Source organism: Variovorax sp. V213 (genome assembly GCF_041154455.1).
GTDB lineage: Bacteria > Pseudomonadota > Gammaproteobacteria > Burkholderiales > Burkholderiaceae_C > Variovorax.
The window spans coordinates 3712887-3736968 of the sequence record NZ_AP028664.1 but is presented as its reverse complement, the minus strand read 5'-3'; the positions used below and the strand labels follow the sequence as shown (position 1 = coordinate 3736968).

Annotated in this window: 24 protein-coding genes; 13 read left to right on the top strand and 11 right to left on the bottom strand. The window is 66.6% G+C overall.

All coding sequences use genetic code 11. The annotated features are described in order from the left end of the window. Positions 1–115: 115 nt before the first annotated feature. Positions 116–874, bottom strand: coding sequence for a GntR family transcriptional regulator (locus ACAM55_RS17825; protein ID WP_369652819.1), 759 nt, complete (start codon positions 872–874; stop codon positions 116–118). A gap of 184 nt (positions 875–1058) precedes the next feature. Here ACAM55_RS17825 and ACAM55_RS17820 point away from each other — a divergent pair, with 184 nt between their 5' ends. From ACAM55_RS17820 to ACAM55_RS17800, 5 genes are all read left to right on the top strand, one after another. Beyond that, positions 1059–2045, top strand: coding sequence for a malate dehydrogenase (locus ACAM55_RS17820; RefSeq protein ID WP_369652818.1), 987 nt, complete (start codon positions 1059–1061; stop codon positions 2043–2045). A gap of 14 nt (positions 2046–2059) precedes the next feature. After that, positions 2060–2836 (top strand): trans-aconitate 2-methyltransferase, encoded by a 777-nt coding sequence (gene tam, locus ACAM55_RS17815; protein ID WP_369652817.1) that lies wholly within the window; start codon positions 2060–2062, stop codon positions 2834–2836. After that, positions 2833–3831 carry a CoA ester lyase gene (locus tag ACAM55_RS17810; protein WP_369652816.1) on the top strand — a complete coding sequence of 333 codons (999 nt, stop codon included), beginning with the start codon at positions 2833–2835 and terminating at the stop codon, positions 3829–3831. Before tam ends, ACAM55_RS17810 begins: the two co-directional genes overlap by 4 nt. A gap of 31 nt (positions 3832–3862) precedes the next feature. Beyond that, entirely contained in the window at positions 3863–4402 is a 540-nt protein-coding gene (locus ACAM55_RS17805) for a hypothetical protein (RefSeq protein ID WP_369652815.1), read from the top strand. A 78-nt stretch (positions 4403–4480) separates the two neighbouring features. Beyond that, positions 4481–7069, top strand: coding sequence for a bifunctional aconitate hydratase 2/2-methylisocitrate dehydratase (locus tag ACAM55_RS17800; RefSeq protein ID WP_369652814.1), 2589 nt, complete (start codon positions 4481–4483; stop codon positions 7067–7069). Positions 7070–7135: 66 nt separating this feature from the next. Here ACAM55_RS17800 and ACAM55_RS17795 read toward each other — a convergent pair whose 3' ends face one another. After that, entirely contained in the window at positions 7136–7981 is an 846-nt protein-coding gene (locus tag ACAM55_RS17795; RefSeq protein WP_369652813.1) for a helix-turn-helix domain-containing protein, read from the bottom strand. Positions 7982–8113: 132 nt separating this feature from the next. Here ACAM55_RS17795 and ACAM55_RS17790 point away from each other — a divergent pair, with 132 nt between their 5' ends. The 7 genes from ACAM55_RS17790 to ACAM55_RS17760 all read left to right on the top strand — a co-directional run bounded on the left by ACAM55_RS17790 (position 8114) and on the right by ACAM55_RS17760 (position 15935). Further along, the gene (locus ACAM55_RS17790) at positions 8114–8527 is read left to right on the top strand and encodes a hypothetical protein (RefSeq protein WP_369652812.1); all 414 of its coding nucleotides are present in this window, start codon (positions 8114–8116) and stop codon (positions 8525–8527) included. A gap of 190 nt (positions 8528–8717) precedes the next feature. Then, a complete protein-coding gene (locus ACAM55_RS17785; RefSeq protein ID WP_369652811.1) occupies positions 8718–11585 on the top strand; it encodes an aconitate hydratase in 2868 nt (955 codons plus the stop codon). Beyond that, positions 11582–12040: a metallophosphoesterase family protein gene (locus ACAM55_RS17780; protein WP_369652810.1), complete on the top strand. Its 459-nt coding sequence runs from the start codon at positions 11582–11584 to the stop codon at positions 12038–12040. Before ACAM55_RS17785 ends, ACAM55_RS17780 begins: the two co-directional genes overlap by 4 nt. Before the next feature lie 157 nt (positions 12041–12197). Then, complete coding sequence (locus tag ACAM55_RS17775; protein ID WP_369652809.1) at positions 12198–12506, top strand: ferrous iron transport protein A; 309 nt, start codon at positions 12198–12200, stop codon at positions 12504–12506. Beyond that, a complete protein-coding gene (locus tag ACAM55_RS17770) occupies positions 12499–14394 on the top strand; it encodes a ferrous iron transporter B (protein ID WP_369652808.1) in 1896 nt (631 codons plus the stop codon). Before ACAM55_RS17775 ends, ACAM55_RS17770 begins: the two co-directional genes overlap by 8 nt. Before the next feature lie 63 nt (positions 14395–14457). Next, positions 14458–14745 carry a DUF6587 family protein gene (locus ACAM55_RS17765; protein WP_369652807.1) on the top strand — a complete coding sequence of 96 codons (288 nt, stop codon included), beginning with the start codon at positions 14458–14460 and terminating at the stop codon, positions 14743–14745. 5 nt (positions 14746–14750) lie between these two features. Further along, entirely contained in the window at positions 14751–15935 is a 1185-nt protein-coding gene (locus ACAM55_RS17760) for an FAD-dependent monooxygenase (protein ID WP_369652806.1), read from the top strand. Positions 15936–15955: 20 nt separating this feature from the next. Here the strand turns inward: ACAM55_RS17760 and ACAM55_RS17755 are convergent, their stop codons facing one another. The 8 genes from ACAM55_RS17755 to ACAM55_RS17720 all read right to left on the bottom strand — a co-directional run bounded on the left by ACAM55_RS17755 (position 15956) and on the right by ACAM55_RS17720 (position 23109). After that, entirely contained in the window at positions 15956–17206 is a 1251-nt protein-coding gene (locus tag ACAM55_RS17755) for an SMI1/KNR4 family protein (RefSeq protein ID WP_369652805.1), read from the bottom strand. 57 nt (positions 17207–17263) lie between these two features. Then, a complete protein-coding gene (gene kynA, locus ACAM55_RS17750; protein WP_369652804.1) occupies positions 17264–18100 on the bottom strand; it encodes a tryptophan 2,3-dioxygenase in 837 nt (278 codons plus the stop codon). 16 nt (positions 18101–18116) lie between these two features. Further along, positions 18117–18602, bottom strand: a complete 486-nt coding sequence (locus ACAM55_RS17745) for a hypothetical protein (protein ID WP_369652803.1) — start codon at positions 18600–18602, stop codon at positions 18117–18119. Positions 18603–18615: 13 nt separating this feature from the next. Next, positions 18616–19902, bottom strand: a complete 1287-nt coding sequence (kynU, locus tag ACAM55_RS17740) for a kynureninase (protein ID WP_369652802.1) — start codon at positions 19900–19902, stop codon at positions 18616–18618. A gap of 11 nt (positions 19903–19913) precedes the next feature. Continuing rightward, positions 19914–20564 carry an arylformamidase gene (gene kynB / locus ACAM55_RS17735; protein ID WP_369652801.1) on the bottom strand — a complete coding sequence of 217 codons (651 nt, stop codon included), beginning with the start codon at positions 20562–20564 and terminating at the stop codon, positions 19914–19916. A gap of 75 nt (positions 20565–20639) precedes the next feature. Continuing rightward, positions 20640–20948, bottom strand: coding sequence for a YkgJ family cysteine cluster protein (locus tag ACAM55_RS17730; protein ID WP_369652800.1), 309 nt, complete (start codon positions 20946–20948; stop codon positions 20640–20642). A gap of 20 nt (positions 20949–20968) precedes the next feature. Next, complete coding sequence (gene argF / locus ACAM55_RS17725; RefSeq protein ID WP_369652799.1) at positions 20969–21904, bottom strand: ornithine carbamoyltransferase; 936 nt, start codon at positions 21902–21904, stop codon at positions 20969–20971. After that, a complete protein-coding gene (locus tag ACAM55_RS17720) occupies positions 21901–23109 on the bottom strand; it encodes an aspartate aminotransferase family protein (RefSeq protein WP_369652798.1) in 1209 nt (402 codons plus the stop codon). The genes argF and ACAM55_RS17720 overlap by 4 nt, the downstream gene beginning before the upstream one ends. A gap of 161 nt (positions 23110–23270) precedes the next feature. On the opposite strand from ACAM55_RS17720, the gene ACAM55_RS17715 reads away from it, so the two are divergent. Beyond that, positions 23271–23600 (top strand): DUF3579 domain-containing protein, encoded by a 330-nt coding sequence (locus tag ACAM55_RS17715; RefSeq protein WP_369652797.1) that lies wholly within the window; start codon positions 23271–23273, stop codon positions 23598–23600. Between the two features lie 133 nt (positions 23601–23733). On the opposite strand, the gene rpsT is transcribed toward ACAM55_RS17715, so the two are convergent. Next, on the bottom strand, positions 23734–24048 hold the full coding sequence (rpsT, locus tag ACAM55_RS17710) for a 30S ribosomal protein S20 (RefSeq protein ID WP_007831346.1): 315 nt from the start codon (positions 24046–24048) through the stop codon (positions 23734–23736). Positions 24049–24082 lie beyond the last annotated feature (34 nt).

Here is a 24082-nt window from a genome sequence, read left to right as displayed (position 1 = left end):
GAGGAGCCCGTGTCGGGGCAGCGCTGCAGTCGGATGCTATTGAGTTCGTAGCGTGCTGCGCACGGCTCGCGGGCGCTTCGATGCGGGTCGGTCGTGAGGCCATCTGGATGCGATCTCAGCCGAGCTGGTTGCGGTAGTGGTGCGTATCGGTGCGATAGAGGCCGCGGCGCAATTCCATCGGCATGTCGTGGTACGTATGCGCCAGGCGCTCCACGCTGAGCAAGGGCATCTGCAACGACACGTCGAGCAGTGCCGCCTGCTCCGCATCGGGCAGCACGGCGCGGATCTTTTCTTCCGCGCGCACCATGCGCACGCCGAATTCGGTTTCGAACATCGCGTACATCGGGCCCGGCCAAGCCCTCAGCCGCTCGGCGGTCAGGCCCTTGAAGGGCGCGCCGGGCAGCCAGAGATCCTCGAGGATGGTGGGCACGCCGCCATAGGCGAGCACGCGCCGCACCTGCAGCACCGCATCGCCGGTGCGCAGGCCCAGCGCGCGCGCCACGTCGGCCGAGGCGCGCTGGCGGCGGCAATCGACGATGGTGCGTTCGGCAGGGCCCTCGGTGCTCGGGGTGCCGACATCGGGCACGAGCTTGAGGAAGCGGTATTGCACGTGCTGCTCGGCATGCGTGGCGACGAAGGTGCCCTTGCCCTGGCGGCGTACCACGAGGTTTTCGGCCGCGAGTTCGTCGATGGCCTTGCGCACCGTGCCCTGGCTCACGCGATAGCGCACCGCCAGGTCCATCTCGCTCGGAATGGGCTCGCCCGGCTTCCACTCGCCGGCCTGCAGGCTCTGCAGGATCAGTGTCTTGATCTGCTGGTAGAGCGGACTGAAGGAGGGCGTCGCAGATTCTTCGAGGACGGAGGGGGCATTCATGGCAGCGGTGGGGTGCGCCGTGGCGGACCCTCCGAGCATATCTTATATAAGACATAAGACGACGCTCATCGAATCGGCTTAAAATGCGGGCCGGCCTGCGCCGCGGGAAGGATTCCCGCCCTGCAGGACCATCGGCGCCCCGCGCGCCCGCCGATACCGTTTCACTACCTTCTGGAGTCTTCCCATGAGCAAAAAGCCCGTCCGCGTTGCCGTCACCGGTGCCGCCGGTCAAATCGGTTACGCCCTGTTGTTCCGTATCGCGTCCGGCGAAATGCTCGGCAAAGACCAGCCGGTCATCCTTCAGCTGCTCGAAATCCCCGACGAGAAGGCCCAGAAGGCCCTCAAGGGCGTGATGATGGAGCTCGACGATTGCGCCTTCCCGCTGCTGGCCGGCATGGAAGCCCACGGCGACCCGATGACCGCCTTCAAGGACGCCGACTACGCCCTCCTGGTCGGTTCGCGTCCGCGCGGTCCGGGCATGGAGCGTGCCGAGCTGCTGGCGGTCAACGGCGCGATCTTCACCGCGCAGGGCAAGGCGCTGAACGCCGTTGCCAGCCGCAACGTCAAGGTGCTGGTGGTCGGCAACCCGGCCAACACCAACGCCTACATCGCGATGAAGAGCGCCCCTGACCTGCCGCGCAAGAACTTCACCGCCATGCTGCGCCTGGACCACAACCGCGCCGCCAGCCAGATCGCTGCCAAGACCGGCAAGCCCGTGGCCGACATCGAGAAGCTCGTCGTGTGGGGCAACCACTCGCCCACGATGTACGCCGACTACCGCTTTGCCACCATCAACGGTGACAGCGTCGCCAAGATGATCAACGACCAGGAATGGAACGCCAACACCTTCCTGCCGACCGTCGGCAAGCGCGGCGCGGCCATCATCGAAGCACGCGGCCTGTCGTCGGCTGCCTCGGCCGCCAACGCCGCCATCGACCACATGCGCGACTGGGCCCTGGGCACCAACGGCAAGTGGGTCACCATGGGCATTCCGTCGGACGGCCAGTACGGCATTCCGAAGGACACGATGTTCGGCTTCCCGGTCACCTGCGAGAACGGCGAGTACAAGCTGGTCGAAGGTCTCGAGATCGACGCCTTCAGCCAGGAACGCATCAACAAGACCCTGGAAGAGCTGCAAGGCGAACAAGCCGGCGTTGCGCACCTGATCTAAGCAGATTGGCCGGCATGCTCGACTGGAACCCCGCGCTCTACCGTCGCTACGAGAACGAGCGCACCCGACCCGCACAGGAACTCCTGGCGCGGGTGCCGTTGCCGGAGGCCGTCCGCGTGGCCGACCTCGGCTGCGGGCCGGGCAATTCCACCGAGCTGCTGGTCCATCGGTTCCCGAAGGCGCACGTCGTCGGGACCGACAACTCCGAAGCCATGCTGGCCAGTGCGCGCGAGCGCCTGCCGCAGGCGCGCTTCGAGTTGAGCGACATCGCGACCTGGGCGCCGCAAGAAGCGCCCGACCTCATTTATGCCAACGCGGCCCTGCAATGGGTGCCGGACCACCAAAAGCTGATCCCGCGCCTGTTCGCTGCGCTGGCCCCGGGTGGCGTGCTTGCCATCCAGATGCCCGACAACCGCGAAGAGCCCACGCACCGCCTGATGCGCGCCGTGGCGGCCGAGGCCCCATGGGCCGAGCCCATCGGCGATGCCGACCGGCTGCGCACGCTGCTGCTTCCGCTCGGCGGCTACTACGACCTGCTGGCGCCCGATGCGGCCAAGGTCGATGTGTGGCACACCATCTACCAGCACCCCATGGCCGATGCCGCGGCCATCGTCGAATGGGTGCGCGGCACGGGCCTGAAGCCTTTCGTCGACCGGCTGCCGGCCGACCTGCGGGCCAGCTATCTGGCCGAGTACGAGCGCCGCGTGGACGAGGCCTATCCGGCCCGTACCGACGGCAAGCGATTGCTGGCCTTTCCGCGCATGTTCATCGTGGCGCAGAGAAAAGCATGACGAAGTCCGTTCATCCCGGCGAAGTGTTGCTCGGCGCGCAGGCCGGGGCCGTGACGCTGCCGGTGTGCGACCATTACAGCGGCGTCGAAGCGCGCATGAAGAAGAGCCTGGCGCTGCAGGCCGAGATGGCCGACGAATTCGGCGCCTGCGTGTTCGACGTCACCCTCGATTGCGAAGACGGCGCTCCCGTGGGCGGCGAGGCGGAACATGCCGCGCTCGTGACCGAACTCGCGCTGGCGGCCAGGCCCGGCATGCGCGTGGGCGTGCGCGTCCATCCGGTCGATCACCCGGCGTTCGCGGGCGACGTGATCACCATTGCGGGCGGCGCCGGCCACAGGCTCAGCCACCTGATGGTGCCCAAGGTCGAGTCCGTGGCCGACGTGGTGCAGGCGGTGGCGGCACTCGAGGCCGCGGATGCCGACGCGCTGCCGCTGCACGTGCTCATCGAATCGCCGCTGGCCGTGCACAACGCGTTCGAGATTGCGGCGCATCCGCGCGTGCAATCGCTGAGTTTCGGCCTGATGGATTTCGTTTCCGCCCATGCGGGCGCCATTCCCGCCGATGGCATGGGGGCCGTCGGCCAGTTCACGCACCCGCTGGTGGTGCGCGCCAAGCTGGCCATCGCATCCGCGGCGCATGCGTACGGCAAGGTGCCGTCGCATTGCGTGGTTACCGAGTTCAAGGACACCGACGCCATGCGCATGGCAGCCCGCAAGGCGGCCACCGAATTCGGCTACACACGCATGTGGAGCATTCATCCGAACCAGATCCGGCCCATCCTCGAGGCTTTTGCGCCGGACGAGGCGCAGATTCAAATTGCCACAAAAATCATTACAAATGCGGCCCTCGCAAATTGGGCGCCGACCCAAATCGATGGCACATTGCACGACCGCGCGAGCTATCGCCATTTCTGGCAAGTGCTGACGCGTGCCCACGCAACAGGGCGCGTGTTGCCTCCAGAGGCAAAAGCCTGGTTTGCACTCGCGGCCTCCTGAAACTCCTGAATCCAGCCTCAAGGAAACACCCATGAAGAAAATTGTTCTGATCGCAGCCCTGGCCCTGGCGCTCCCGTTTGCCGCCTCGGCGCAGACCACGCCCGCCAAGGCCGAAGCCAAGAAGGCGCCGCCCAAGAAGCAGGTCACCCGCAAGGCCGCCAAGGCCGTCGAGGAAGTCACGCCCATCGCCGATGAAACCAATATCGTGCTGACCGACGCCGACCTCGAAGTCGCCAAGCGCGTTTCGCTCGGCAAGGCCCAGTGCGAACTCGGCGCCGACGTGACCGTGGCGGCCGACGAGAAGAAGCCCGGCTTCTTCAACGTGACGACCAAGGGCCTCAAGTACCGCATGCACCCGGTCGAAAGCCGCACCGGCGCCATCCGCCTCGAAGACCCCCGCGCTGGCGCCATGTGGCTGCAGCTGGGCAACAAGTCGATGCTGATGAACCAGAAGGCCGGTCTGCGCATTGCCGACGAATGCCAGACGGCCGAGCAGGTCGCGTTTGCCGAAGAAATGAAGAAGAACCCGCCGAAGAGCCTGTTCGAAGGCGCTGACGCAGCCAAGAAGTAAGAGTCCCGCAAAGGGGTGCGGCGCGGCTCTTGCTTGCCGTACCGCACGCCCGCCAGCCCAGTTTCCGGAGAAAAGAAGATGTTGCAAGCCTACGTTGACCATGTTGCCGAACGCGCCGCGCTCGGTATTCCGCCGCTGCCATTGAGCGCGAAGCAAACCGCCGAAGCCATCGAGCTCCTCAAGAGCGCGAATGCCAAGGACGGTGCTTTCCTGCTCGATCTGCTCACCTATCGCGTGCCCGCCGGCGTCGATGACGCGGCCAAGGTCAAGGCGAGCTATTTGGCAGCCGTGGCTCACGGTACCGAGAAGAACGCGTTCATCTCGCGCGCCCGTGCCACCGAATTGCTCGGCACCATGCTCGGCGGCTACAACATCAGCCCGATGATCGACCTGCTCGACGACGCCGAAGTCGGCGCCGTGGCGGCCGAAGGCCTGAAGAAAACCCTGTTGATGTTCGACCAGTTCCATGACGTCAAGGAAAAGGCCGACAAGGGCAACGCCAACGCCAAGGGCGTGCTGCAGAGCTGGGCCGACGCCGAATGGTTCACCAGCCGTCCCGAAGTGCCCGAGAGCATCACGGTCAGCATCTTCAAGGTGGCCGGTGAAATCAACACCGACGACCTCTCTCCCGCACCCGACGCCACCACGCGTCCCGACATTCCGATGCACGCCCTGGCGATGCACAAGAACGCCCGCCCCGGCATCGTGCCCGAAGAAGACGGCAAGCGCGGCCCGGTGAAGTTCATCGAAGACCTGCGCGCGCGCGGCCACCTCGTGGCCTATGCCGGCGACGTGGTCGGCACCGGCTCTTCGCGCAAGAGCGCCACCAACTCGGTGCTCTGGTTCACCGGCGAAGACATTCCCTTCGTGCCCAACAAGCGCTTCGGCGGCGTCTGCCTCGGCGGCAAGATCGCTCCCATCTTCTACAACACCATGGAAGACTCGGGCGCGCTGCCCATCGAGCTCGACGTGAGCCAGATGAACATGGGCGACGTGGTCGAACTGCGTCCCTACGACGGCAAGGCTTTCAAGGACGGCAAGGTCATCGCCGAGTTCAAGGTCAAGAGCGACGTGCTGTTCGACGAAGTGCGCGCCGGCGGCCGCATTCCGCTGATCATCGGCCGCGGCCTCACGGCCAAGGCGCGCGAAGCGCTGGGCCTGCCGGCTTCGACGCTGTTCCGCCTGCCGCAAAGCCCGGTCGACACCAAGAAGGGCTTCTCGCTCGCGCAGAAGATGGTCGGCCGCGCCTGCGGCCTGCCCGAAGGTCAGGGCGTTCGCCCGGGCACGTATTGCGAACCCAAGATGACCTCGGTCGGCTCGCAGGACACCACCGGCCCGATGACGCGCGACGAGCTGAAGGACCTGGCCTGCCTGGGTTTCTCGGCCGACCTCGTGATGCAGTCGTTCTGCCACACGGCGGCGTACCCGAAGAAGGTCGACGTCAAGATGCACCACGAACTCCCCGAGTTCATGGCCAACCGCGGCGGCGTTTCGCTGCGCCCCGGCGACGGCGTGATCCACAGCTGGCTCAACCGCCTGCTCACGCCCGACACCGTCGGCACCGGCGGCGACAGCCACACCCGTTTCCCCATCGGCATCAGCTTCCCCGCGGGCTCCGGCCTGGTGGCCTTCGCGGCCGCCACCGGCGTGATGCCGCTGGACATGCCCGAATCGGTGCTCGTGCGCTTCAAGGGCAAGATGCAGCCCGGCGTCACGCTGCGCGACCTGGTCAATGCCATTCCGCTGTACGCCATCAAGAGCGGCCTGCTCACGGTCGAGAAGAAGGGCAAGAAGAACATCTTCTCGGGCCGCATCCTCGAAATCGAAGGCCTGCCCGACCTGAAGGTCGAGCAAGCCTTCGAACTGAGCGACGCCTCCGCCGAACGCTCGGCCGCCGGCTGCACGGTGCACCTGAACAAGGAGCCGATCATCGAGTACATCAACAGCAACATCACGCTGATGAAGTGGATGATTGCCGAGGGCTACGCCGACGCCCGCACGCTGGCCCGCCGGATCGCCGCGCAGGAAGCCTGGCTTGCGGACCCGCAGCTGCTCAAGGGCGATGCCGACGCCGACTACGCCGCCGTCATCGAGATCGACCTGGCCGAGATCCACGAACCCATCGTGGCCTGCCCGAACGACCCTGACGACGTGAAGACGCTGAGCGACGTGGCCGGTGCGGCCATCGACGAAGTGTTCATCGGTTCGTGCATGACCAACATCGGCCACTTCCGCGCAGCGTCGAAGCTGCTCGAAGGCAAGCGCGACATCCCGGTCAAGCTGTGGATTGCGCCGCCCACCAAGATGGACGCGCAGCAACTCACCGAAGAAGGCCACTACGGCGTGTTCGGCAATGCCGGTGCGCGCACCGAAATGCCGGGCTGCTCGCTGTGCATGGGCAACCAGGCACAGGTGCGCGAAGGCGCCACGGTGATGTCGACCAGCACCCGCAACTTCCCCAACCGACTGGGCAAGAACACCAACGTGTACCTGGGCTCGGCCGAACTGGCCGCGATCTGCTCGCGCCTCGGCCGCATCCCCACGCGGGAAGAGTACATGGCCGCGACGGGCGTGCTCGATGCGTCGAGCGCCCAGATCTACCAGTACCTGAACTTCGACAAGATCGACGACTACAAGACCGAAGCGAACGCCGCGGCCGTGGCCTGATCCGCGCGCAGCTTTCGCAATCAGAAGAAGAGCCCCGCTTCGGCGGGGCTTTTTCATGTGCGGCGCTCAGCCGGCCGGCGGTGCGGCGAGTGCAGCGAGCGCCGCGGCCGTCTGCGCATCCGCCGGAAAGAACGACTCTACCGCCAGCTCCTGCAGCGTGACGTCCACCGGCGTGCCGAAGATGGTCGTGGTGCTGATGAAGCTCAGCACACCGTTCGGCGTGGCCAGTTGAAAGGGCACCACGACACCCGAGAGGTCGGTGTCCGCGGCGGGTGTGTCATGGCTCACCTGGGGCGTGGGGTAGGCCTCGAGTTCATCGTGCAAGGCCTGCAGCACCGTGTCGCCGGTGGCGGCAATCTGCTGCTGCAATCGTTCGAGCAGATGGGCGCGCCACTGCGCCAGATTGGCAATGCGCGAGGCCAGTCCGTCGGGGTGCAGGCTCAGGCGAAGCACGTTGATGGGCGGCTTCACCAGTTCGGGCGCGGCGCCGGCCATCAGCATCGGCACCAGTGCGTTGTGCGCCACCAGGTTCCAGTGCCGGTCGACCGCCAATGCGGGAAACGGCTCATGGCCCTTCAGCACCAGGTCCACTGCCCGGCGTGCCGACGCCATGGCAGGGTCGTCGAGCGAGCGCTGCCTGTACATCGGCGCGAAGCCCGCCGCCACCAGCAGCGCATTGCGCTCGCGCAGCGGCACGTCGAGCCGTTCGGCCAGGCGCAGCACCATTTCGCGGCTGGGCGCGGCGCGGCCGGTTTCCACGTAGCTCAGGTGACGGGTCGAGACCTCGGCTTCCTGCGCCAGGTCGAGCTGGCTCAACCGGCGGCGGGTGCGCCAGTGCCGCAGGTGCACGCCGAACGGGTCGCGTGCGCCGGGCTGGCTGGCCTTGGACGAGTGGGTGCGGGAAGTGTTCATGGGCCCGATTCTGGCGTGGCGCCGGGGCCGCGCCATGACCTCCCAGGTTATCGACCGTGTGCGCACCCTTCGGAATCATTGGCCCCAACGCGGCAGGACAGGCTTGCGGCGTAACCACCGAAGGAGATTCTCATGTCCGTCTTTGCATCCTCCCGCTTCCTGCCCAACGTGATGTGGGCCGACGCGGCCTCCTGTGCCGCGACCGGTGCGCTGCAGGTCGCGTTCACCGGCGCGCTCGCAAGGCTGACCGGATTGCCGGCACCGCTGCTTCTGGGAACGGGCGCGTTCCTGCTGGCCTATGCAGCCGCCGCAGTCTTCATGGCCAACCGCCGCACGCCGCCTCGCACGCTGATCGGCCTCGTGGTGGTCGGCAACTTCGGCTGGGCCGTGGGGTGCGTCGCGCTTCTGATGAGCGGCATGTTCGCAGTCACCGCGCTGGGCATGGCGTGGGTGCTGGCGCAGGCCCTCTGCGTGGTCGTGCTGGCCGAACTGCAATGGACCGGCCTGCGCCGCACCCGCGGCGGTGCGGACATGGCGCTGGCATGAAAGACCTTGCGCTTGTTCGGGAAACACCGTGCAGCCGGCCTTGCCGGCCCACGGTGTTGCTCCCGATAGGGGTGGGCGAAGCGACACGAAATGCCCGAAGCCTGGGCGCGACCATAGTCCCCGACTACAACAATTGACATTGATCCCCGCTATCCTTGAGGTGCTTCCACGAACTAACAGGAGTTCCTCAATGGCCAAAGCACCGGCACACGCCTTTGCGTCCACCCTCAAGACCTTCAAGACCGCATCGGGAAAATCCGGCAAATACTGGTCGCTCAAGGAACTGGCCAAGCAATATCCCACCATCGACCGCCTGCCTGTTTCCATCCGGGTCGTGCTCGAGTCGGTGCTGCGCAACTGCGATGGGCAGAAGGTCTCGCCCAAGCACGTGGAAGAGCTGGCCCATTGGTCGCCCAACGCAGAGCGCACGGATGAAATTCCTTTCGTCGTGACCCGCGTGGTGCTGCAGGACTTCACCGGCGTACCGCTGTTGGCCGACCTGGCCGCAATGCGCAGCGTGGCCGCCAAGCTCGGCAAGTCGCCCAAGACCATCGAGCCGCTGGTGCCGGTCGACCTGGTGGTCGACCACTCGGTGATGGTCGACTACTACGGCACGCCCAAGGCGCTCGACCTGAACATGAAGCTGGAGTTCCAGCGCAACAACGAGCGCTACCAGTTCATGAAGTGGGGCATGCAGGCCTTCGACACCTTCCGTGTCGTGCCGCCGGGCTTCGGCATCGTGCACCAGGTCAACCTCGAATACTTTGCGCGCGGCGTCTACAAGAGCGCGAGCGACAACGCCGAAGTTCCCACCTACTACCCCGACTCGCTGGTGGGCACCGACAGCCACACCACCATGATCAACGGCGTGGGCGTGGTCGGCTGGGGCGTGGGCGGCATCGAAGCCGAGGCCGCCATGCTGGGCCAGCCGGTGTACATGCTGACGCCCGACGTGGTGGGCTTCGAGCTCACCGGCAAACTGCGCGAAGGCGTCACGGCCACTGACCTGGTGCTGTTTGTCACCGCGATCCTGCGGGCCGAAAAAGTGGTGGGCAAGTTCGTCGAATTCTTCGGCCCCGGCGCCGCCTCTATCGCCGTGCCCGACCGCGCCACCATCGGCAACATGGCGCCAGAATACGGCGCCACCATGGGCTTCTTCCCGGTCGATGAAATGACCGTGGCGTATTTCGAAGGCACGGGCCGCACCAAGGAGGAGGTGGAGCTCTTCGAGGCCTACTACAAGGCGCAAGGCCTGTTCGGCATGCCCGCTCCGGGCGACATCGACTACACCAAGATCGTCAAGCTCGACCTCGGCACCGTGTCGCCGAGCCTCGCGGGCCCGAAGCGGCCGCAGGACCGCATCGACCTGGGCCACTTGTCGACTAAGTTCTCCGAACTCTTCAGCAAGCCCAACGACGCCAACGGCTTCAACCAGCCGCCCGAGCGGCTGAAGCTGCGCTATCCACTGACCACGAACGGCCCCGGCGACGACGAGGAAACCGCCCCCCCGCCGCCGGGCGCACCGCGCGACGTGGTCGAGATGGTGGCCAACCGGTCGACCAAGGCGGCCGCCCACGTGAGCGCCACCGCGCCCTCGTCGCCCAAGGACGGGGTGACCATCGGCAACGGCGACGTGCTGATCGCGGCCATCACCTCGTGCACCAACACCTCCAACCCGAGCGTGATGCTCGCGGCCGGCCTGCTGGCCAAGAAAGCGGTGGAGGCTGGCCTCACGGTCAAGCCGCACGTCAAGACCTCGCTCGCGCCCGGTTCCCGCATCGTCACCGAATACCTCGAGAAGGCGGGCCTGCTGCCGTACCTCGAAAAGCTCGGCTTCTACCTCGCAGGCTACGGCTGCACCACCTGCATCGGCAATGCCGGCGACCTGACGCCCGAGATCAACGACGCCATCACCAAGAACGACCTCGTCGGCGCGGCCGTGCTCTCGGGCAACCGCAATTTCGAGGCGCGCATCCACCCGAACCTGAAGGCCAATTTCCTGGCCTCGCCTCCGCTGGTGGTGGCTTTTGCCATTGCCGGCAACGTGATGGTCGACCTCATGACCGAGCCCGTGGGCAAGGGCAAGAACGGCAAGAACGTCTACCTGGGCGACATCTGGCCGACACCGAAGGAGATCGACCAGAACCTGCGCTACGCGATGAATGCCAAGTCGTTCCGCGAGAACTACGACAAGGTCAAGAGCGACCCCGGCAAGTTCTGGAGCAGCATCGAGGGCACGGCGGGCCAGGTCTACGACTGGCCCAAGTCGACCTACATCGCCGAGCCGCCGTTCTTCGCCGACTTCAAGATGGCGCCGCATGCGTCGGACGCGGGCTTCAAGGGGGCGCGCGTCATGGCGCTCTTCGGCGACTCGATCACCACCGACCACATCTCGCCGGCCGGCTCCATCAAGGAAAGCTCGCCAGCGGGCATCTGGCTCAAGGCGCATGGCGTGGCCAAGGCCGACTTCAACAGCTATGGCTCGCGGCGCGGCAACCACGACGTGATGATGCGCGGCACCTTTGCCAACGTGCGCATCAAGAACCTGATGATTCCGCCGGACGCCAACGGCACGCAGGAAGAGGGCGGCGTCACGCTGTTCCAGCCGGGCAACCAGAAGATGTTCATCTACGACGCCGCCATGAAATACATGGAACAGGGCGTGCCGACGGTGGTCTTCGGCGGCGAGGAATACGGCACCGGTTCGTCGCGCGACTGGGCCGCCAAGGGCACGCAGCTGCTGGGCATCAAGGCCGTGGTGGCGCGCAGCTTCGAGCGCATCCACCGCGCCAACCTGGTCGGCATGGGCGTGCTGCCGCTGCAGTTCCGGGGCGCCGACTCGTGGCAGACACTGGGCCTCAAGGGCGACGAAAAAATCGACGTGGTGATCGGCGGCCAGCTCAAGCCGCAGATGGACGTCAAGCTGGTCGTGCACCGCGCCGACGGCTCGCACCAGGAGGTGACGGTGCGCCTGCGCATCGACACGCCGATCGAGGTTGACTACTACAAGCACGGCGGCATCCTGCCGTTCGTGCTCAGGCAACTGCTCGCGGCTTGATTCGCGTCGGCCTCATTTCCGACACGCACGGCCTGCTGCGCCCGCAGGCCGTGGCAATGCTGCAGGGCAGCGACTTCATCGTGCATGGCGGGGACATCGGCGATGCGGGCATCCTCAACGTGCTGAAGGCCATCGCGCCGCTGACGGTGGTGCGGGGCAACAATGACCGTGAGCCGTGGGCAGCCGGGATTCCGGAAACGGAATTCCTGCAGGTTGCCGGGGTGCTGGTCTATGTAATACACGACCTGTCGCAGATCGACATAGACCCTGCGGCTGCGGGCGTCCAGGTGGTGGTGTCCGGCCATTCCCACAAGCCGAAAGTCGAGGAGCGCGGCGGCCTGCTCTACGTCAATCCGGGCAGCGCCGGGCCGCGCCGCTTCAAATTGCCGATTGCCGTCGCCGAACTCATCGTCACGGACAACGCGGTCACGGCGCGAATCGTCGAACTGGCTTGAGCATTGAGTAGCGCGGCACCAGGAGGCCTGAATTCGCGCGGGAAAAGGGCAGAGCCCGCGTGGTCAAAGGGATATGGTCAGGTTTCTGCGATTGAGAATTGATAGCATCTAGCTTTTGCTCAATTGGCGCGTTCGGATCCCGACGCACTTTCTTACCGTGCAAACCAACAAATTCGGCGCCGCGCCGGCATCTTCCGGCCTGCGGCTCGACCAGCTTCCCGACAACCAGTGGGCCACCGTGCTCGACGTGGCCCGCCCGGACGGCGCGGACGACCGCGACCTCGTCCTGCGCCTGACCGAGATCGGCTTCGTGCCCGGCGAAGCCGTGCGCATCGTGGCCAGCGGCCTTCCGGGGCGCGAGCCCCTGGCGGTGCGGCTGGGCCACACCACTTTTGCATTGCGCCGCCACGAGGCCGCGCTGATTCACGTGGCGCCGGGCGTGCCGGAAGGCGCACGCCATGGTTGAAGCCGTCATCCAGGGGCCGGGGCGCCTCGCGGCCACCGCACAGCCGGGGCGCATTGCGCTGCTGGGCAATCCCAACTGCGGCAAGACGGCGCTCTTCAACCTGCTCACCGGCAGCCGCCAGAAGGTGGCCAACTACGCCGGCGTGACGGTCGAGCGCAAGGAAGGCTTGCTGCGCACCGCATCGGGCCGCCGCGTGTTCGTGCTCGACCTGCCGGGCGCCTACAGCCTCAACGCGTTGAGCGCGGACGAAGCCGTGACGCGCGACGTGGTCACCGGCAAGAGCAGCGAGCCGTTGCCCGACCTGCTGGTGTGCGTGACCGACGCCACCAATCTGCGGCTCAACCTGCGGCTCGTGCTCGAGGCCAAGCGCCTCGGGCTGCCGATGGTGGTGGCGCTCAACATGACCGACATGGCGAAGAAGCAGGGCATTGCCGTCGACACGGCCGTGCTCTCGCGCGAATTGGGCGTGCCGGTCGTCGAGACCGTCGGCGTGCATTCGGGCGGCGCGCAGGGGCTGCTCGAGGCGCTCGATTCGCCCGTGGCCGCCGCCGCACCGCAGCCCTGGCAGGCGCCGGGGCTCGACGATGTGCTGGCCACGCAGCGCGAAGTGCGCCGCATCCTCGGCATCGCGGTGCGCGAGCCGGTCGGCAGCCTGGCCACCAGCGACCGCATCGACCGCGTGGTGATGCACCCGGTGTGGGGCATGCTGGTGCTTGCGGCCACGATGTTCCTGATGTTCCAGGCGGTGTTCAGCTGGGCCAATGTGCCGATGGACGCCATCAAGGCGGGCACCGAGGGCCTCGGCACTCTGCTCAAGGCCCACATGCCCGAAGGCATGCTGCAGAGTCTGCTGGTCGATGGCGTCATTGCCGGCGTGGGCGGCGTGATCGTGTTCCTGCCGCAGATCCTGATCCTGTTCCTGTTCATCCTGGCGCTCGAAGATTCGGGCTACCTGCCGCGGGCCGCATTCCTGCTCGACCGCGTGATGGGCACCGTGGGGCTTTCGGGCCGCTCCTTCATCCCGCTGCTGTCGAGCTTTGCCTGCGCCATTCCCGGCGTGATGGCCACGCGCACCATCAGCAACTGGCGCGACCGCATCACCACCATCATGATTGCGCCGCTCATGACCTGCTCGGCGCGCCTGCCGGTCTATGCGTTGCTGATCGCGGCCTTCATTCCGGCGCGCACCGTGGGCGGCGTGTTCAACCTGCAGGGCGTGGTGCTGTTCGCGCTGTACGTTTTCGGCATCGTCTCGGCGATGGCGGTGGCCTGGGTGATGAAGCGCTTCCGCGACAACCAGCAGCATTCGCCGCTGATGATGGAGCTGCCCGCGTACCGCTGGCCCAACGTGCGCAACCTGGCGCTGGGGCTCTACGAGCGGGCCTGGATCTTCATCCAGCGCGTGGGCACGATCATCCTCACGCTCACCATCCTGCTGTGGTTCCTGTCGACTTTTCCGTCGCCGCCCGAGGGCGCCACGGGGCCCGCCATCCAGTACAGCCTGGCCGGCATGATCGGCCGCGGGCTCGAACACATCTTTGCGCCCATCGGCTTCAACTGGCAGATTTCAATCGCGCTGGTGCCGGGCATGGCGGCGCGCGAAGTGGCGGTGGGCGCGCTCGGCACGGTGTATGCGCTCTCGGCCACCGGCGACGACGTGGCGGGCCAGCTCGAGCCGCTGATCGCGGGCAGCTGGTCGCTCGCCACCGCGCTCTCGCTGCTGGTCTGGTACGTGTTCGCCCCGCAGTGCATCTCGACGCTGGCGGCGGTCAAGCGCGAAACCGGATCATGGAAGTACGTCTGGATCATGGCCGGCTACCTGTTCGCGCTGGCCTATCTGGCGTGCTTCATTACCTACCGCGTGGCGGTGGCCCTGGGCGCCGGATGATCTGCCGCAAGTCTTGCACGATGTTTCTAGGTTAGTCTCGAACGCGCGTCGGAGTAAACGGAAATGACACAGCAACTGATCGTCGGATTGATTGTCGCGGCCGCCGCGTTCTACGCGGTCTGGCGCTGGATGCCTGCGGGCTGGCGGCGCAGCGCGGCACGCAAGCTCGCGACGGGCACGCACCGTGCCGGGCTGGTCGACCAAGAGCGCGCCGACCAGCTGGCGGCCTCGCTGGCCAAGACCTCGGGCTGCGGCTCCTGCGACAGCTGTGGCAGCTGCGGCCCCAAGGCAGCCGACAAGAAGGAATCCGACGAAGCCGGCCGCGGCGCGCTGTCCACGCACAGCCGCTGAGGCCGATGCCCGCACACATCCTCGTCGTCGGGGGCGGCATCGGGGGGCTTGCCAGCGCGCTGGCGATCTCCAGGAGCCGCCACCGTGTCGATGTCTTCGAGCAGGCGGCCGCGTTCGGTGAGATCGGCGCCGGCATCCAGATCGGCCCCAACGTCACGCGGCGCCTCCACCAGCTGGGCCTGGCCGATGGCCTTGCGACCATGGCCGTGTGCCCCGATGCATTGGTGGTCCAGAGCGCCGGCAGCGGCGCCGAACTGGCCCGCCTGCCACTGGGCGACGCCATGCGCCGCCGCTACGGCGCCCCTTATCTTTGCGTGCACCGCGCCGATCTGCATTCGCTGCTGCTCGAAGCCGTGCGCGCGCGCGGCACAGGCACCCTGGTGACCGATGCGCACATCGCGCAGGTCGAGGTCGGCGACGATCTCGTGTGCGTCTCGAGCAGTGGCGCACGGGCCTGGGAGGGCGAGGCGCTGGTCGGTGCCGACGGACTCTGGAGCGTGGCGCGCCAGCGGCTCGAATCGCCATCGGCGGCTGAGCCGCCCCGCGTCACGGGCCACACGGCCTGGCGCGGGATCGTCGCCCAGGCCGACTTGCCGCAGGCGCTCCGGCGCCAACGGATCGACGTGTGGCTCGGTCCGCGCCTGCACGCCGTGGCCTACCCGGTGCGCGGTGGCGCGTGGCTCAACGTGGTCGTCATTGCCGAAGCCGCACCGGCCGGCGATGCGCGCGACTGGGACCAGGCCAGCAGCCTTGCCGCGCTGCAGCAGGCCACGGGCCGCAGCGGCAGCGGCCTGCAAGCCCTGCTCGAAGCCATGCCCGGCTGGCGCGCCTGGACCCTCAGCGACCGTCCTCCGGTGGCCTCTGCAGCCGACATGGCGCACGAGCGCATCGCGTTGGTAGGCGATGCCGCGCATCCGATGGTGCCCTACCTTGCGCAGGGCGCGGGCATGGCCATCGAGGACGCGGTGGCCTTGGCCGAAGCACTCGGCGAAGGCGGGGCGGCCGAGGTGCCGGCCGCCTTTGCCCGCTATGCCGAGGCACGCTGGCAGCGCAACGCCATGGTGCAGGCAAGGGCTCGCCGCAACGGGCAGGTCTTTCATGCCACCGGCCCCATGCGTTGGGGCCGCGACCTTGCGATGCGCGCGCTGGGCGCGCGGCTGCTGGACCAACCCTGGCTGTACGGGGGCTGACGGACGCCTTCGCCCAGCCCTCAGAGCTTGAATGTCTGCAGGTGCTCGATGCGCTCGGCCAGGCCCTCGGCACCGAGGTAGTGGCCATGGGAGCCGTCGCGAACCTCGAGCAGCGTGGCCTCGAGTTCGGCCAGCATCGCATCGCGTTCGGCAAGGAATGCGGACTGCACGTCGATGCCGGCTTGCGCGCAGGCATCGGCGATCAGGTGCGCGCTCGCCGGCGCACCGCAGGCCGCGCAATTGACGATGGCGGTGACGCTGGGCTCCGCCCCGTTGGCGAGCAGTGCGCTCGTGAGTTCGGGCGAAATCTGGCCGTCGATGTTGCGCAGGGCGTCGGCCGCCACCGGTGCACCCGCGCGCACCAGCGCCATGGCCGCGGCGAAGGCATCCTTGCCGATGGCCACGTCGGTGGCCAGCGCGCTGCCTTGCTGCGGGCCGTCGAAGCTCACACCCGCGGCCGCGAGCTCGGCCACCAGCTCCGCGTCGTCGGTGGCCAGTGCATGGTGCAGCGCCGCGCGTGCCGTGACCGGCAACCGGCGCAGCGTTCCATCCGCCAGCGGCATGCGCCAGTCGAGCACGGCGCGGCAATAGAAGGCCACCAGCTTGTCCATCAGGTCGAGGCCCAGGCCGTGGTCCTGGTGCCGGTCGTCGAGGTACTGGAGCAGGGCCTGGCCCGAGAAATAGTCGCTCGTGGGCGCCAACGGGTTTTCGTCGAGGTGCAGGGCCGCGAAGGCGCCGCGAAGATCGGGTGCGATGGTGCTCACGCTGTCTTCGTGCAGCGCATGCGTCCAGGCCGGCGGCAGTCCTTGTTTCCATGCGGTGATGTGCCCGTGCTGGGGGCCGGGCTCGACCACCGCGTAGACGCGGTCGAGGTACTCGAAGCCGCCGAAGGGCAGGTGCGTGAGCTTGCCGCTCCAGGGGCGGCCTTCTTCTTCGGCGGCCTCTGCGGCCAACTCCTGTTCATGCCCGATCCAGCCCTGCAGATCGCGATAGCCGTCGCTGCCGTCCCAGAACAGCTCCGACCAGCTGACGGATTCCACGTTGCCGTTCATCAGCAGCGACAGGTCGTAGTCGAGCCGGCCGCCGGCCGTTTGCCGCCACAGCGTGGCCAGGGCCTCGGGAAGAGGCCCCGCGCATTGCGCTTCGATCGCGGCGATGCGCGGCTCGGCCATGGGCGGTTGCGCATCGAAGATCACGCGGTCCGCGAACAGGACCACGCCGTGTTCGCGCAGGGTTGCAAGCTCTTCGAGCGAGAACTGGACTTCGTTCATGGCAGTGCCTCCGTTGTTGCCAATGTAGCGGTTTGTGCAAACGAGGCAACAACCGCATCAAAGATCGGTGCGCAGCTTCCAGATTTCGGGGAACAGCACCACGTCGAGCATCTTGCGCAGGTAGCTCACGCCGCCCGTGCCGCCGGTGCCGCGCTTGAAGCCGATCACACGCTCGACTGTGGTCACATGGCGAAAACGCCAGAGGCGAAAGGCGTCTTCGAGGTCGGTAAGTTTTTCGCCGAGCTGGTACAGGTCCCAGTGGTCGTGCGGGTTGCGGTACACGATGAGCCAAGCCGCCTCGACGCCGTCGCTGGCCTCATAGGGCTGGGTCCAGTCGCGCTCCAGATGATCGGCGGGCACCGGAAGGCCGTGGCGCGCGAGCAGCTTCAGCGACTCGTCATACAGCGAAGGCGACCGGTAGGCCGCGTCGACCTGTGCCAGCAGATCGACCCGGTGCGCGTGCGGCTTGAGCATCGCGGCATTCTTGTTGCCGAGCGCGAACTCGATGCAGCGGTATTGCGCGCTCTGGAAGCCGCTGGAGTTGGCCAGGTAGGGGCGCATTGCCGTGTATTCGGGCGGCGTCATGGTCGAGAGCACGGTCCATGCGCTTACCAGCTGTTCCATGATGCGGCTCACGCGCGCGAGCATCTTGAAGGCGTCGGACAGCTTCTCTTGCGCGATGCAGGTGGTGGCGGCGCGCAGCTCGTGCAGCATGAGCTTCATCCAGAGTTCGCTGGTCTGGTGCTGCACGATGAACAGCATCTCGTCGTGCGCGGGCGAGAGCGGATGCTGCGCGTTGAGGATCTCGTCCAGGTGCAGGTAGTCGCCGTAGCTCATCGACTTGCTGAAGTCCAGCTGCGCCTTCTCTTCGTGAACGATTTTTTCGGTGCTCATGATGTTTGCTGGCCGGTCATCGCGAGACCACGGCGGTGTAAGAGGGGCGACCCGGGATCGAGTCTTTCCGGGGGTAGACGAAGCGCACGACATCGGTCTTGCGTTTGAAGTCCTGGTAGGTCTCGCCGCCGGGAATGCGACCCTTTTCGGCAGGGGCATAGCCCGCGGCGCGAACCTCCTTGACCAGCCGGTCGAAGGCGGCCTTGTCGGTCAGCGAGAGCTCGACGCTGTTTTCGCTGGCGCGGCTTTCGACATAGGTGGACTTCATGAGGCGGATGTTCTGGTCGTCGACCATCTTTTCGTACTCGATCATGCTGACCTCGTCGGTCACCGTCCTGTCGGCGTAGGAGAAGCCCTGGGCCTTGACCTGTTGCCGGAAGGCGTCGGGCGTGAGCGCGGCCAAAGCCTTGAGCTGGTCCAGCGTGAAGTTCGGCTGCTGCGCGAAGGCCGGTGCGGCCAGCATCAGGAGCGATGCAAAGATGGCGATCAATCGGTGTTTCATGGGGAGATGCGGCTCAGGTCACTGCGTTCTTGCGGTTGAATTCTTCGCGCTTCCACTCGCCCGATTCGAGCACCTGCACCAGGTGCTCGACGGAGTTCCACACGTCCTCGAAGCCGATGTAAAGCGGCGTGAAGCCGAAGCGCAGGATGTCGGGCATCTGAGAATCGCCGGCGCGGTAGTCGCCGATCACGCCGCGCGCGATCAGCGCCTGCACGATGGCGTAGGCGCCTTCATTGCGGCTCAGGCACACCTGCGAGCCGCGCTGTGCGTGTTCGCGCGGCGTGACCAGCGAGAGCCCCTGGCCCGCGCAGCGCTCTTCAACGAGCTTGATGAAGAGGTCGGTGAGTGCGAGCGACTTGGCGCGCAGCGCGGCCATGGCGCCTTGATCCTTGTCGAATGCTTCGGCGGCAAGCACGGTGTCCAGGCCGCATTCCAGCCCCGCCAGCGCGATGATCGGTTGCGTGCCGCAAAGGTAGCGGCCCACGCCCGGTGCGGGCCGGTAGTGCGGCGTGAACTCGAAGGGTGCCGCATGGCCCCACCAGCCCGACAGCGGCTGCTCGAATTGGCCCGCATGCCGCGTATGGACCCATGCGAAGGCGGGCGCGCCCGGCCCGCCATTCAGGTATTTGTAGCCGCAGCCGATGGCGTAGTCGGCATTGCTGTCGTTGAGCGCGACCGGCACGGCGCCGGCGCTGTGCGCCAGGTCCCATACGGTCAGCGCGCCAGCGGCATGCGCCGCGGCGGTGATGGCCTTCATGTCGTGCATGGCGCCGGTGCGGTAGTTGACGTGCGTGAGCATCAGCACGGCCACTTCGTCGGTCAGCACCGAATCCGGGCCTTGCAGTTCGCCCGCATCGATCAGCTTGAGCGTGAAGCCGCGCTGCCGGCAAAGCGATTCGGCGATGTAGAGGTCGGTCGGGAAGTTGCTGCGCTCGCTGACCACCAGCTTGCGGCCACTGTCTTTTTGCTGCGAGAGCGCCGCGAACAGCACCTTGTAGAGATTCACCGAGGTGCTGTCGGTGCACACCACTTCGCCGGGCGCGGCGCCGATCAGCCGGGCCACCTTGTCGCCCAGGCGCTGCGGCAGGTCGAACCAGCTCGCGGTGTTCCACGAGCGGATCAGGCCTTCGCCCCATTCCTGGGTCACCACTTCGGCGATGCGCGCCGGTGCGGCCGTGGGAAGCACGCCGAGTGAATTGCCGTCGAGGTAGATCACGCCTTCCGGCAGTGTGAATTGGTCGCGCAGCGAGCGCAGCGGGTCTTGCGCGTCGAGCGCGCGGCAGTCGTCAAGAGTCGTCATGGGGGCGGGTTTCAGCGTGAAAGTTCGCGCAGCACGGCGCGAACCGGGGAGGCATCGGCGCTGACCAGCTTGAGCGGCAGCGCGATGAGTTCGTAATCGCCCTCGGGCACGTCGTCGAGCACGAGGTTCTCGAGCACGCGCAGGTCGAGGCGGCGGATGCGCTGGTGGCTTTCCAGCGTCTTGCTGTCGGCCGGGTCGATGCTGGCGGTGTCGATGCCGATGAGCTTCACGCCCATGGCCGCCAGGCGCTCGATGGTGGCCGGCGCGTAGGCCGCGAGTTGCGGGTCCCAGCGGTCGACGGGCATGGCGCTGTAGGTGCGCACCAGCACGCGCGGCGGCAGTTGGCTGGTGATGGCGTGCGCGATGTGCTCCCACTCGATCAGCGGGCCCTTGGCAATCGCATGGATCACGCGGCAAGGGCCGATGAAGGGCGCCAGGTCCACCAGGCCGATGGTCTGGCCTTCGGGGTCGTAGTGCAGGGGCGCATCGGCATGCGCGCCGACATGCGGAGAGAGCTTGATCTCGCTGACGTTGACCGGGCAACCCGGTGAAATGGTCGCTGCCCACCGCTGCTGGTAGGGCGTATCTCCGGGAAACACCGGCGTGCCTGCATGCACGGGCGGTGAAATGTCCCAGATGCGTTGCGGATGTGATGAAGCCATGGCGCGAAGTTAGCGCCCGACGAGGGGTCGTGGTGTCGGTTATTTCCAACACCATGCGTGACGAGATGAACCGGCTCAGTGATCGAGCGGCGGCAGCCCGTGCCGCGAGCGCGCCCGTTCGCAGGCGTCGCTGCCGGCCTGCAGCTCGTGGCACGGGTTGGGGCGCCATTCGTAGATGCCGCAGGCCACGGTGTGGCCGATCTTGCCGGTCAGCGCCGCGCAGCGCATCGGCGTGTGGTCGGTGCCGCGCATGCGGCAAAGCGCATCGTTCACCTCGACCGCGAGGCCCGAGGGCACGCGCCCGCCGTTGTCGTCGAGTTCATGCACGCTGAAGTCGACGCGGTAGCTGGCGCAGCAGGCGCCGCATTGCTGGCAATGGGACACGCGGCCGCGCCTTCAACTGCTCAGAGCTTGCCCAGGAGCAAAAACTCCATCAGTGCCTTTTGCGCATGGAGCCGGTTCTCGGCCTCGTCCCACACCACCGACTGCGGGCCGTCGATGACTTCGGCCTGCACTTCCTCGCCGCGGTGCGCGGGCAGGCAGTGCATGAAGAGGGCGTCGGGCTGGGCGATGCGCATCATGTCTTCATCGACGCACCAGTCGGCGAAAGCCTTGCGGCGCGCCTCGTTCTCGGACTCGTAGCCCATGCTGGTCCAGACGTCGGTGGTCACCAGGTCGGCGCCGCGGCAGGCTTCCATCGGGTCCTTGAAGACCTGGTAGCTGTCGGCCGAGCGCAGGCCCGCCACCGACTGGTCGACCTCGTAGCCGCTGGGCGTGCTCACGTGCACCTTGAAGCCCAGGATTTCGCTCGCCTGCAGCCAGGTGTTGGCCATGTTGTTGCCGTCGCCCACCCAGGCCACGGTCTTGCCCTGGATCGAGCCGCGATGCTCGATGTAGGTAAAGATGTCCGCGAGGATCTGGCAGGGGTGGAACTCGTTAGTCAGGCCGTTGATCACCGGCACGCGCGAATGCGCGGCGAAGGTGTCGATCTTGGTCTGCTCGTAGGTGCGGATCATCACGATGTCGACCATGCGGCTGATGACCTTGGCGCTGTCCTCGATGGGCTCGGCACGGCCGAGCTGGCTGTCGCCGGTGGTCAGGTGCACCACGCTGCCGCCGAGCTGGTACATGCCGGCCTCGAAGCTCACGCGGGTGCGCGTGCTGGCTTTCTCGAAGATCATGGCCAGCGTGCGGTCGGTCAGCGGCTGGTGCTTCTCGTAGGTCTTGAACTTCTTCTTGATGATCGCCATGCGATCGAAGAGGTAGGCGTATTCGTCGGCCGTGAAGTCCGAGAACTGCAGGTAGTGGCGGATGGCGTTGGGCGTGGCGGCGGTCGTCATTGCGCTGTGGGCTCCGACAGAAAGGTTTTCACCAGGGGCGCGAGAATGGCGACGATTTCGTCAGCCTCGGCAATGCTCAGGATGAGCGGCGGCACGAGGCGGATCACCTTGTCGGCCGTGACGCTCAGCAGCAGGCCGGCGTCGCAGGCGCGGTTCAGGATCACGCCGCAGGGGCGGTCGAGCTCGATGCCCAGCATCAGGCCCTGGCCGCGGATTTCCTTCACGCCCGCGAGGCCGCCGATTTCGCGCTCCAGCGCGCTCTTGAGGTGCTCGCCCACCACGGCCGCGTTCTCGAGCAGCTTGTGCTCTTCCATGATGCGGATGGTCTCGATGCCGGCACGCATCGCGAGCGGATTGCCGCCGAAGGTGGTGCCATGGTTGCCCGGGCCGAAGATGTTGGCGGCCTTGGGGCCGGCCACCACGGCGCCGACCGGCACGCCCGAGCCCAGGCCCTTGGCCAAGGGCATCACGTCGGGCTTGATACCGGCCCACTGGTGCGCGAACCACTTGCCGGTGCGGCCCATGCCGCATTGCACTTCGTCGATCATCATGAGCCAGTCGCGCTCGTCGCACAGGGCGCGCACCTGCTTCAGGTATTCCCAGCGCATCGGGTTGATGCCGCCTTCGCCCTGGATCGTTTCGAAGAACACGGCGACCACGTTGGGGTTGCCTTCGGTGGCTTTCTTGAGCGCCTCGATGTCGTTCAGCGGTACGCGGATGAAGCCCTCGACCAGCGGGCCGAAGCCGGCCTGCACCTTCGGGTTGCCGGTGGCCGACAGGGTGGCGATGCTGCGGCCGTGGAAGGCGGCTTCGTACACCACGATCTCGGGCCGCTCGATGCCCTTGTCGTGGCCGAACTTGCGCGCGAGCTTCAGGGCAGCCTCATTGGCCTCCAGGCCGGTACAGCAAAAGAAGACGTTGGTCAGCCCCGAGAGCTCGGTCAGCTTGGCGGCCAGCTGCTCCTGGCCCGGCACGTGGTAGTAGTTGGAGCTGTGGATCAGCTTGCTGATCTGGTCCTGCAGCGCGGGCACCAGCTCGGGGTGGTTGTGGCCCAGCGTGTTCACGGCAATGCCCCCGAGGCCGTCGAGGTAGGCCTTGCCCGTGGTGTCCCAGACTCGGCAGCCCTGGCCGTGCGACAGCGCGATCGGCAGGCGACCGTAGGTGTTCATGACGTGGGGCGAGGTGGGCTGGGCGGTAGCGCTCATTCGGGTTCTCCAGAAAGGGAACCGCGGATTCTAGGCGTGCGCCAAGGCGGCTTCATTGAGGATTCCGCATCACAGCAATGCCCCCTGCCCGGAAGGCAAAAGTGGGGCGGATAGAATCGCTTGTTGCACCGCAGCACCCGCTCCGGGCGCCTCATTCAACGATGATTTCCCCCACTGCCAAAGAAATCTTCATCCAGGGCATCACCCGTGATGGCCGGACTTTTCGACCCAGCGACTGGGCCGAGCGGCTGGCCGGCGTGATGTGCTCTTTCCGGCCCGGCGGCGCGTATCCGGGAAGCCATTTGAGCTATTCGCCCTGGTGCATTCCAACCACCATCAACGGGGTCAAGTGCGTGGTCGTGAACCGCGCCTTGCGCGATGCCGAGCCCATGGCCTGGGACTTCTGCGTCAATTTTGCGCGGGACAACGATTTGCAGGTGGCCGAAGCCTGCCTGGTGCCCGACGCGCCGGCCGCGCCACTCAAAACCTGAGCCAGCGCTTCCGGTTCCAGGAAGCGATCGGACATGAAAAAACCGCCCGAAGGCGGTTTTTTACACTTTGCTGCAGCGCACCCCGATCAAACGGCGGACCGGAGAATTCCGATCCGGGCTTGCCTGACAGGTGTCAGGCGGCGGCCTTTTCAGGCGCGAGGGCAAGGGCCTTGACCTTCGCCGACAGGCGGCTCTTGTCGCGAGCTGCCTTGTTCTTGTGGAAGATGCCCTTGTCGGCGACGGTGTCGACGATGCTCTGGGCCTTCGCGAAGAGTTCGCTTGCCTTGGTCTTGTCGCCGGCCAGGACGGCCTTTTCGACATTCTTCACGGCGGTGCGGTATTTGGAGCGCAGCGAGGTGTTCGCAGCGTTGAGCTTGGTGTCCTGGCGGACGCGCTTACGGCCGGAGGCGAGGCGCGGGTTCTTTTTCTTGGGCTTGGCGGATGCCATGATTTAGTTCCTTAGGTGTCTGAGGATGATGCAG

What these genes read in the sequence shown, in the direction of transcription:
- ACAM55_RS17825 (WP_369652819.1), bottom strand. Translation starts at nt 874, where the DNA reads ATGAATGCCCCCTCCGTCCTCGAAGAATCTGCGACGCCCTCCTTCAGT.
- ACAM55_RS17820 (WP_369652818.1), top strand. Translation starts at nt 1,059, where the DNA reads ATGAGCAAAAAGCCCGTCCGCGTTGCCGTCACCGGTGCCGCCGGTCAA.
- tam (WP_369652817.1), top strand. Translation starts at nt 2,060, where the DNA reads ATGCTCGACTGGAACCCCGCGCTCTACCGTCGCTACGAGAACGAGCGC.
- ACAM55_RS17810 (WP_369652816.1), top strand. Translation starts at nt 2,833, where the DNA reads ATGACGAAGTCCGTTCATCCCGGCGAAGTGTTGCTCGGCGCGCAGGCC.
- ACAM55_RS17805 (WP_369652815.1), top strand. Translation starts at nt 3,863, where the DNA reads ATGAAGAAAATTGTTCTGATCGCAGCCCTGGCCCTGGCGCTCCCGTTT.
- ACAM55_RS17800 (WP_369652814.1), top strand. Translation starts at nt 4,481, where the DNA reads ATGTTGCAAGCCTACGTTGACCATGTTGCCGAACGCGCCGCGCTCGGT.
- ACAM55_RS17795 (WP_369652813.1), bottom strand. Translation starts at nt 7,981, where the DNA reads ATGAACACTTCCCGCACCCACTCGTCCAAGGCCAGCCAGCCCGGCGCA.
- ACAM55_RS17790 (WP_369652812.1), top strand. Translation starts at nt 8,114, where the DNA reads ATGTCCGTCTTTGCATCCTCCCGCTTCCTGCCCAACGTGATGTGGGCC.
- ACAM55_RS17785 (WP_369652811.1), top strand. Translation starts at nt 8,718, where the DNA reads ATGGCCAAAGCACCGGCACACGCCTTTGCGTCCACCCTCAAGACCTTC.
- ACAM55_RS17770 (WP_369652808.1), top strand. Translation starts at nt 12,499, where the DNA reads ATGGTTGAAGCCGTCATCCAGGGGCCGGGGCGCCTCGCGGCCACCGCA.
- ACAM55_RS17765 (WP_369652807.1), top strand. Translation starts at nt 14,458, where the DNA reads ATGACACAGCAACTGATCGTCGGATTGATTGTCGCGGCCGCCGCGTTC.
- ACAM55_RS17760 (WP_369652806.1), top strand. Translation starts at nt 14,751, where the DNA reads ATGCCCGCACACATCCTCGTCGTCGGGGGCGGCATCGGGGGGCTTGCC.
- ACAM55_RS17755 (WP_369652805.1), bottom strand. Translation starts at nt 17,206, where the DNA reads ATGAACGAAGTCCAGTTCTCGCTCGAAGAGCTTGCAACCCTGCGCGAA.
- kynA (WP_369652804.1), bottom strand. Translation starts at nt 18,100, where the DNA reads ATGAGCACCGAAAAAATCGTTCACGAAGAGAAGGCGCAGCTGGACTTC.
- ACAM55_RS17745 (WP_369652803.1), bottom strand. Translation starts at nt 18,602, where the DNA reads ATGAAACACCGATTGATCGCCATCTTTGCATCGCTCCTGATGCTGGCC.
- kynU (WP_369652802.1), bottom strand. Translation starts at nt 19,902, where the DNA reads ATGACGACTCTTGACGACTGCCGCGCGCTCGACGCGCAAGACCCGCTG.
- kynB (WP_369652801.1), bottom strand. Translation starts at nt 20,564, where the DNA reads ATGGCTTCATCACATCCGCAACGCATCTGGGACATTTCACCGCCCGTG.
- argF (WP_369652799.1), bottom strand. Translation starts at nt 21,904, where the DNA reads ATGACGACCGCCGCCACGCCCAACGCCATCCGCCACTACCTGCAGTTC.
- ACAM55_RS17720 (WP_369652798.1), bottom strand. Translation starts at nt 23,109, where the DNA reads ATGAGCGCTACCGCCCAGCCCACCTCGCCCCACGTCATGAACACCTAC.
- ACAM55_RS17715 (WP_369652797.1), top strand. Translation starts at nt 23,271, where the DNA reads ATGATTTCCCCCACTGCCAAAGAAATCTTCATCCAGGGCATCACCCGT.
- rpsT (WP_007831346.1), bottom strand. Translation starts at nt 24,048, where the DNA reads ATGGCATCCGCCAAGCCCAAGAAAAAGAACCCGCGCCTCGCCTCCGGC.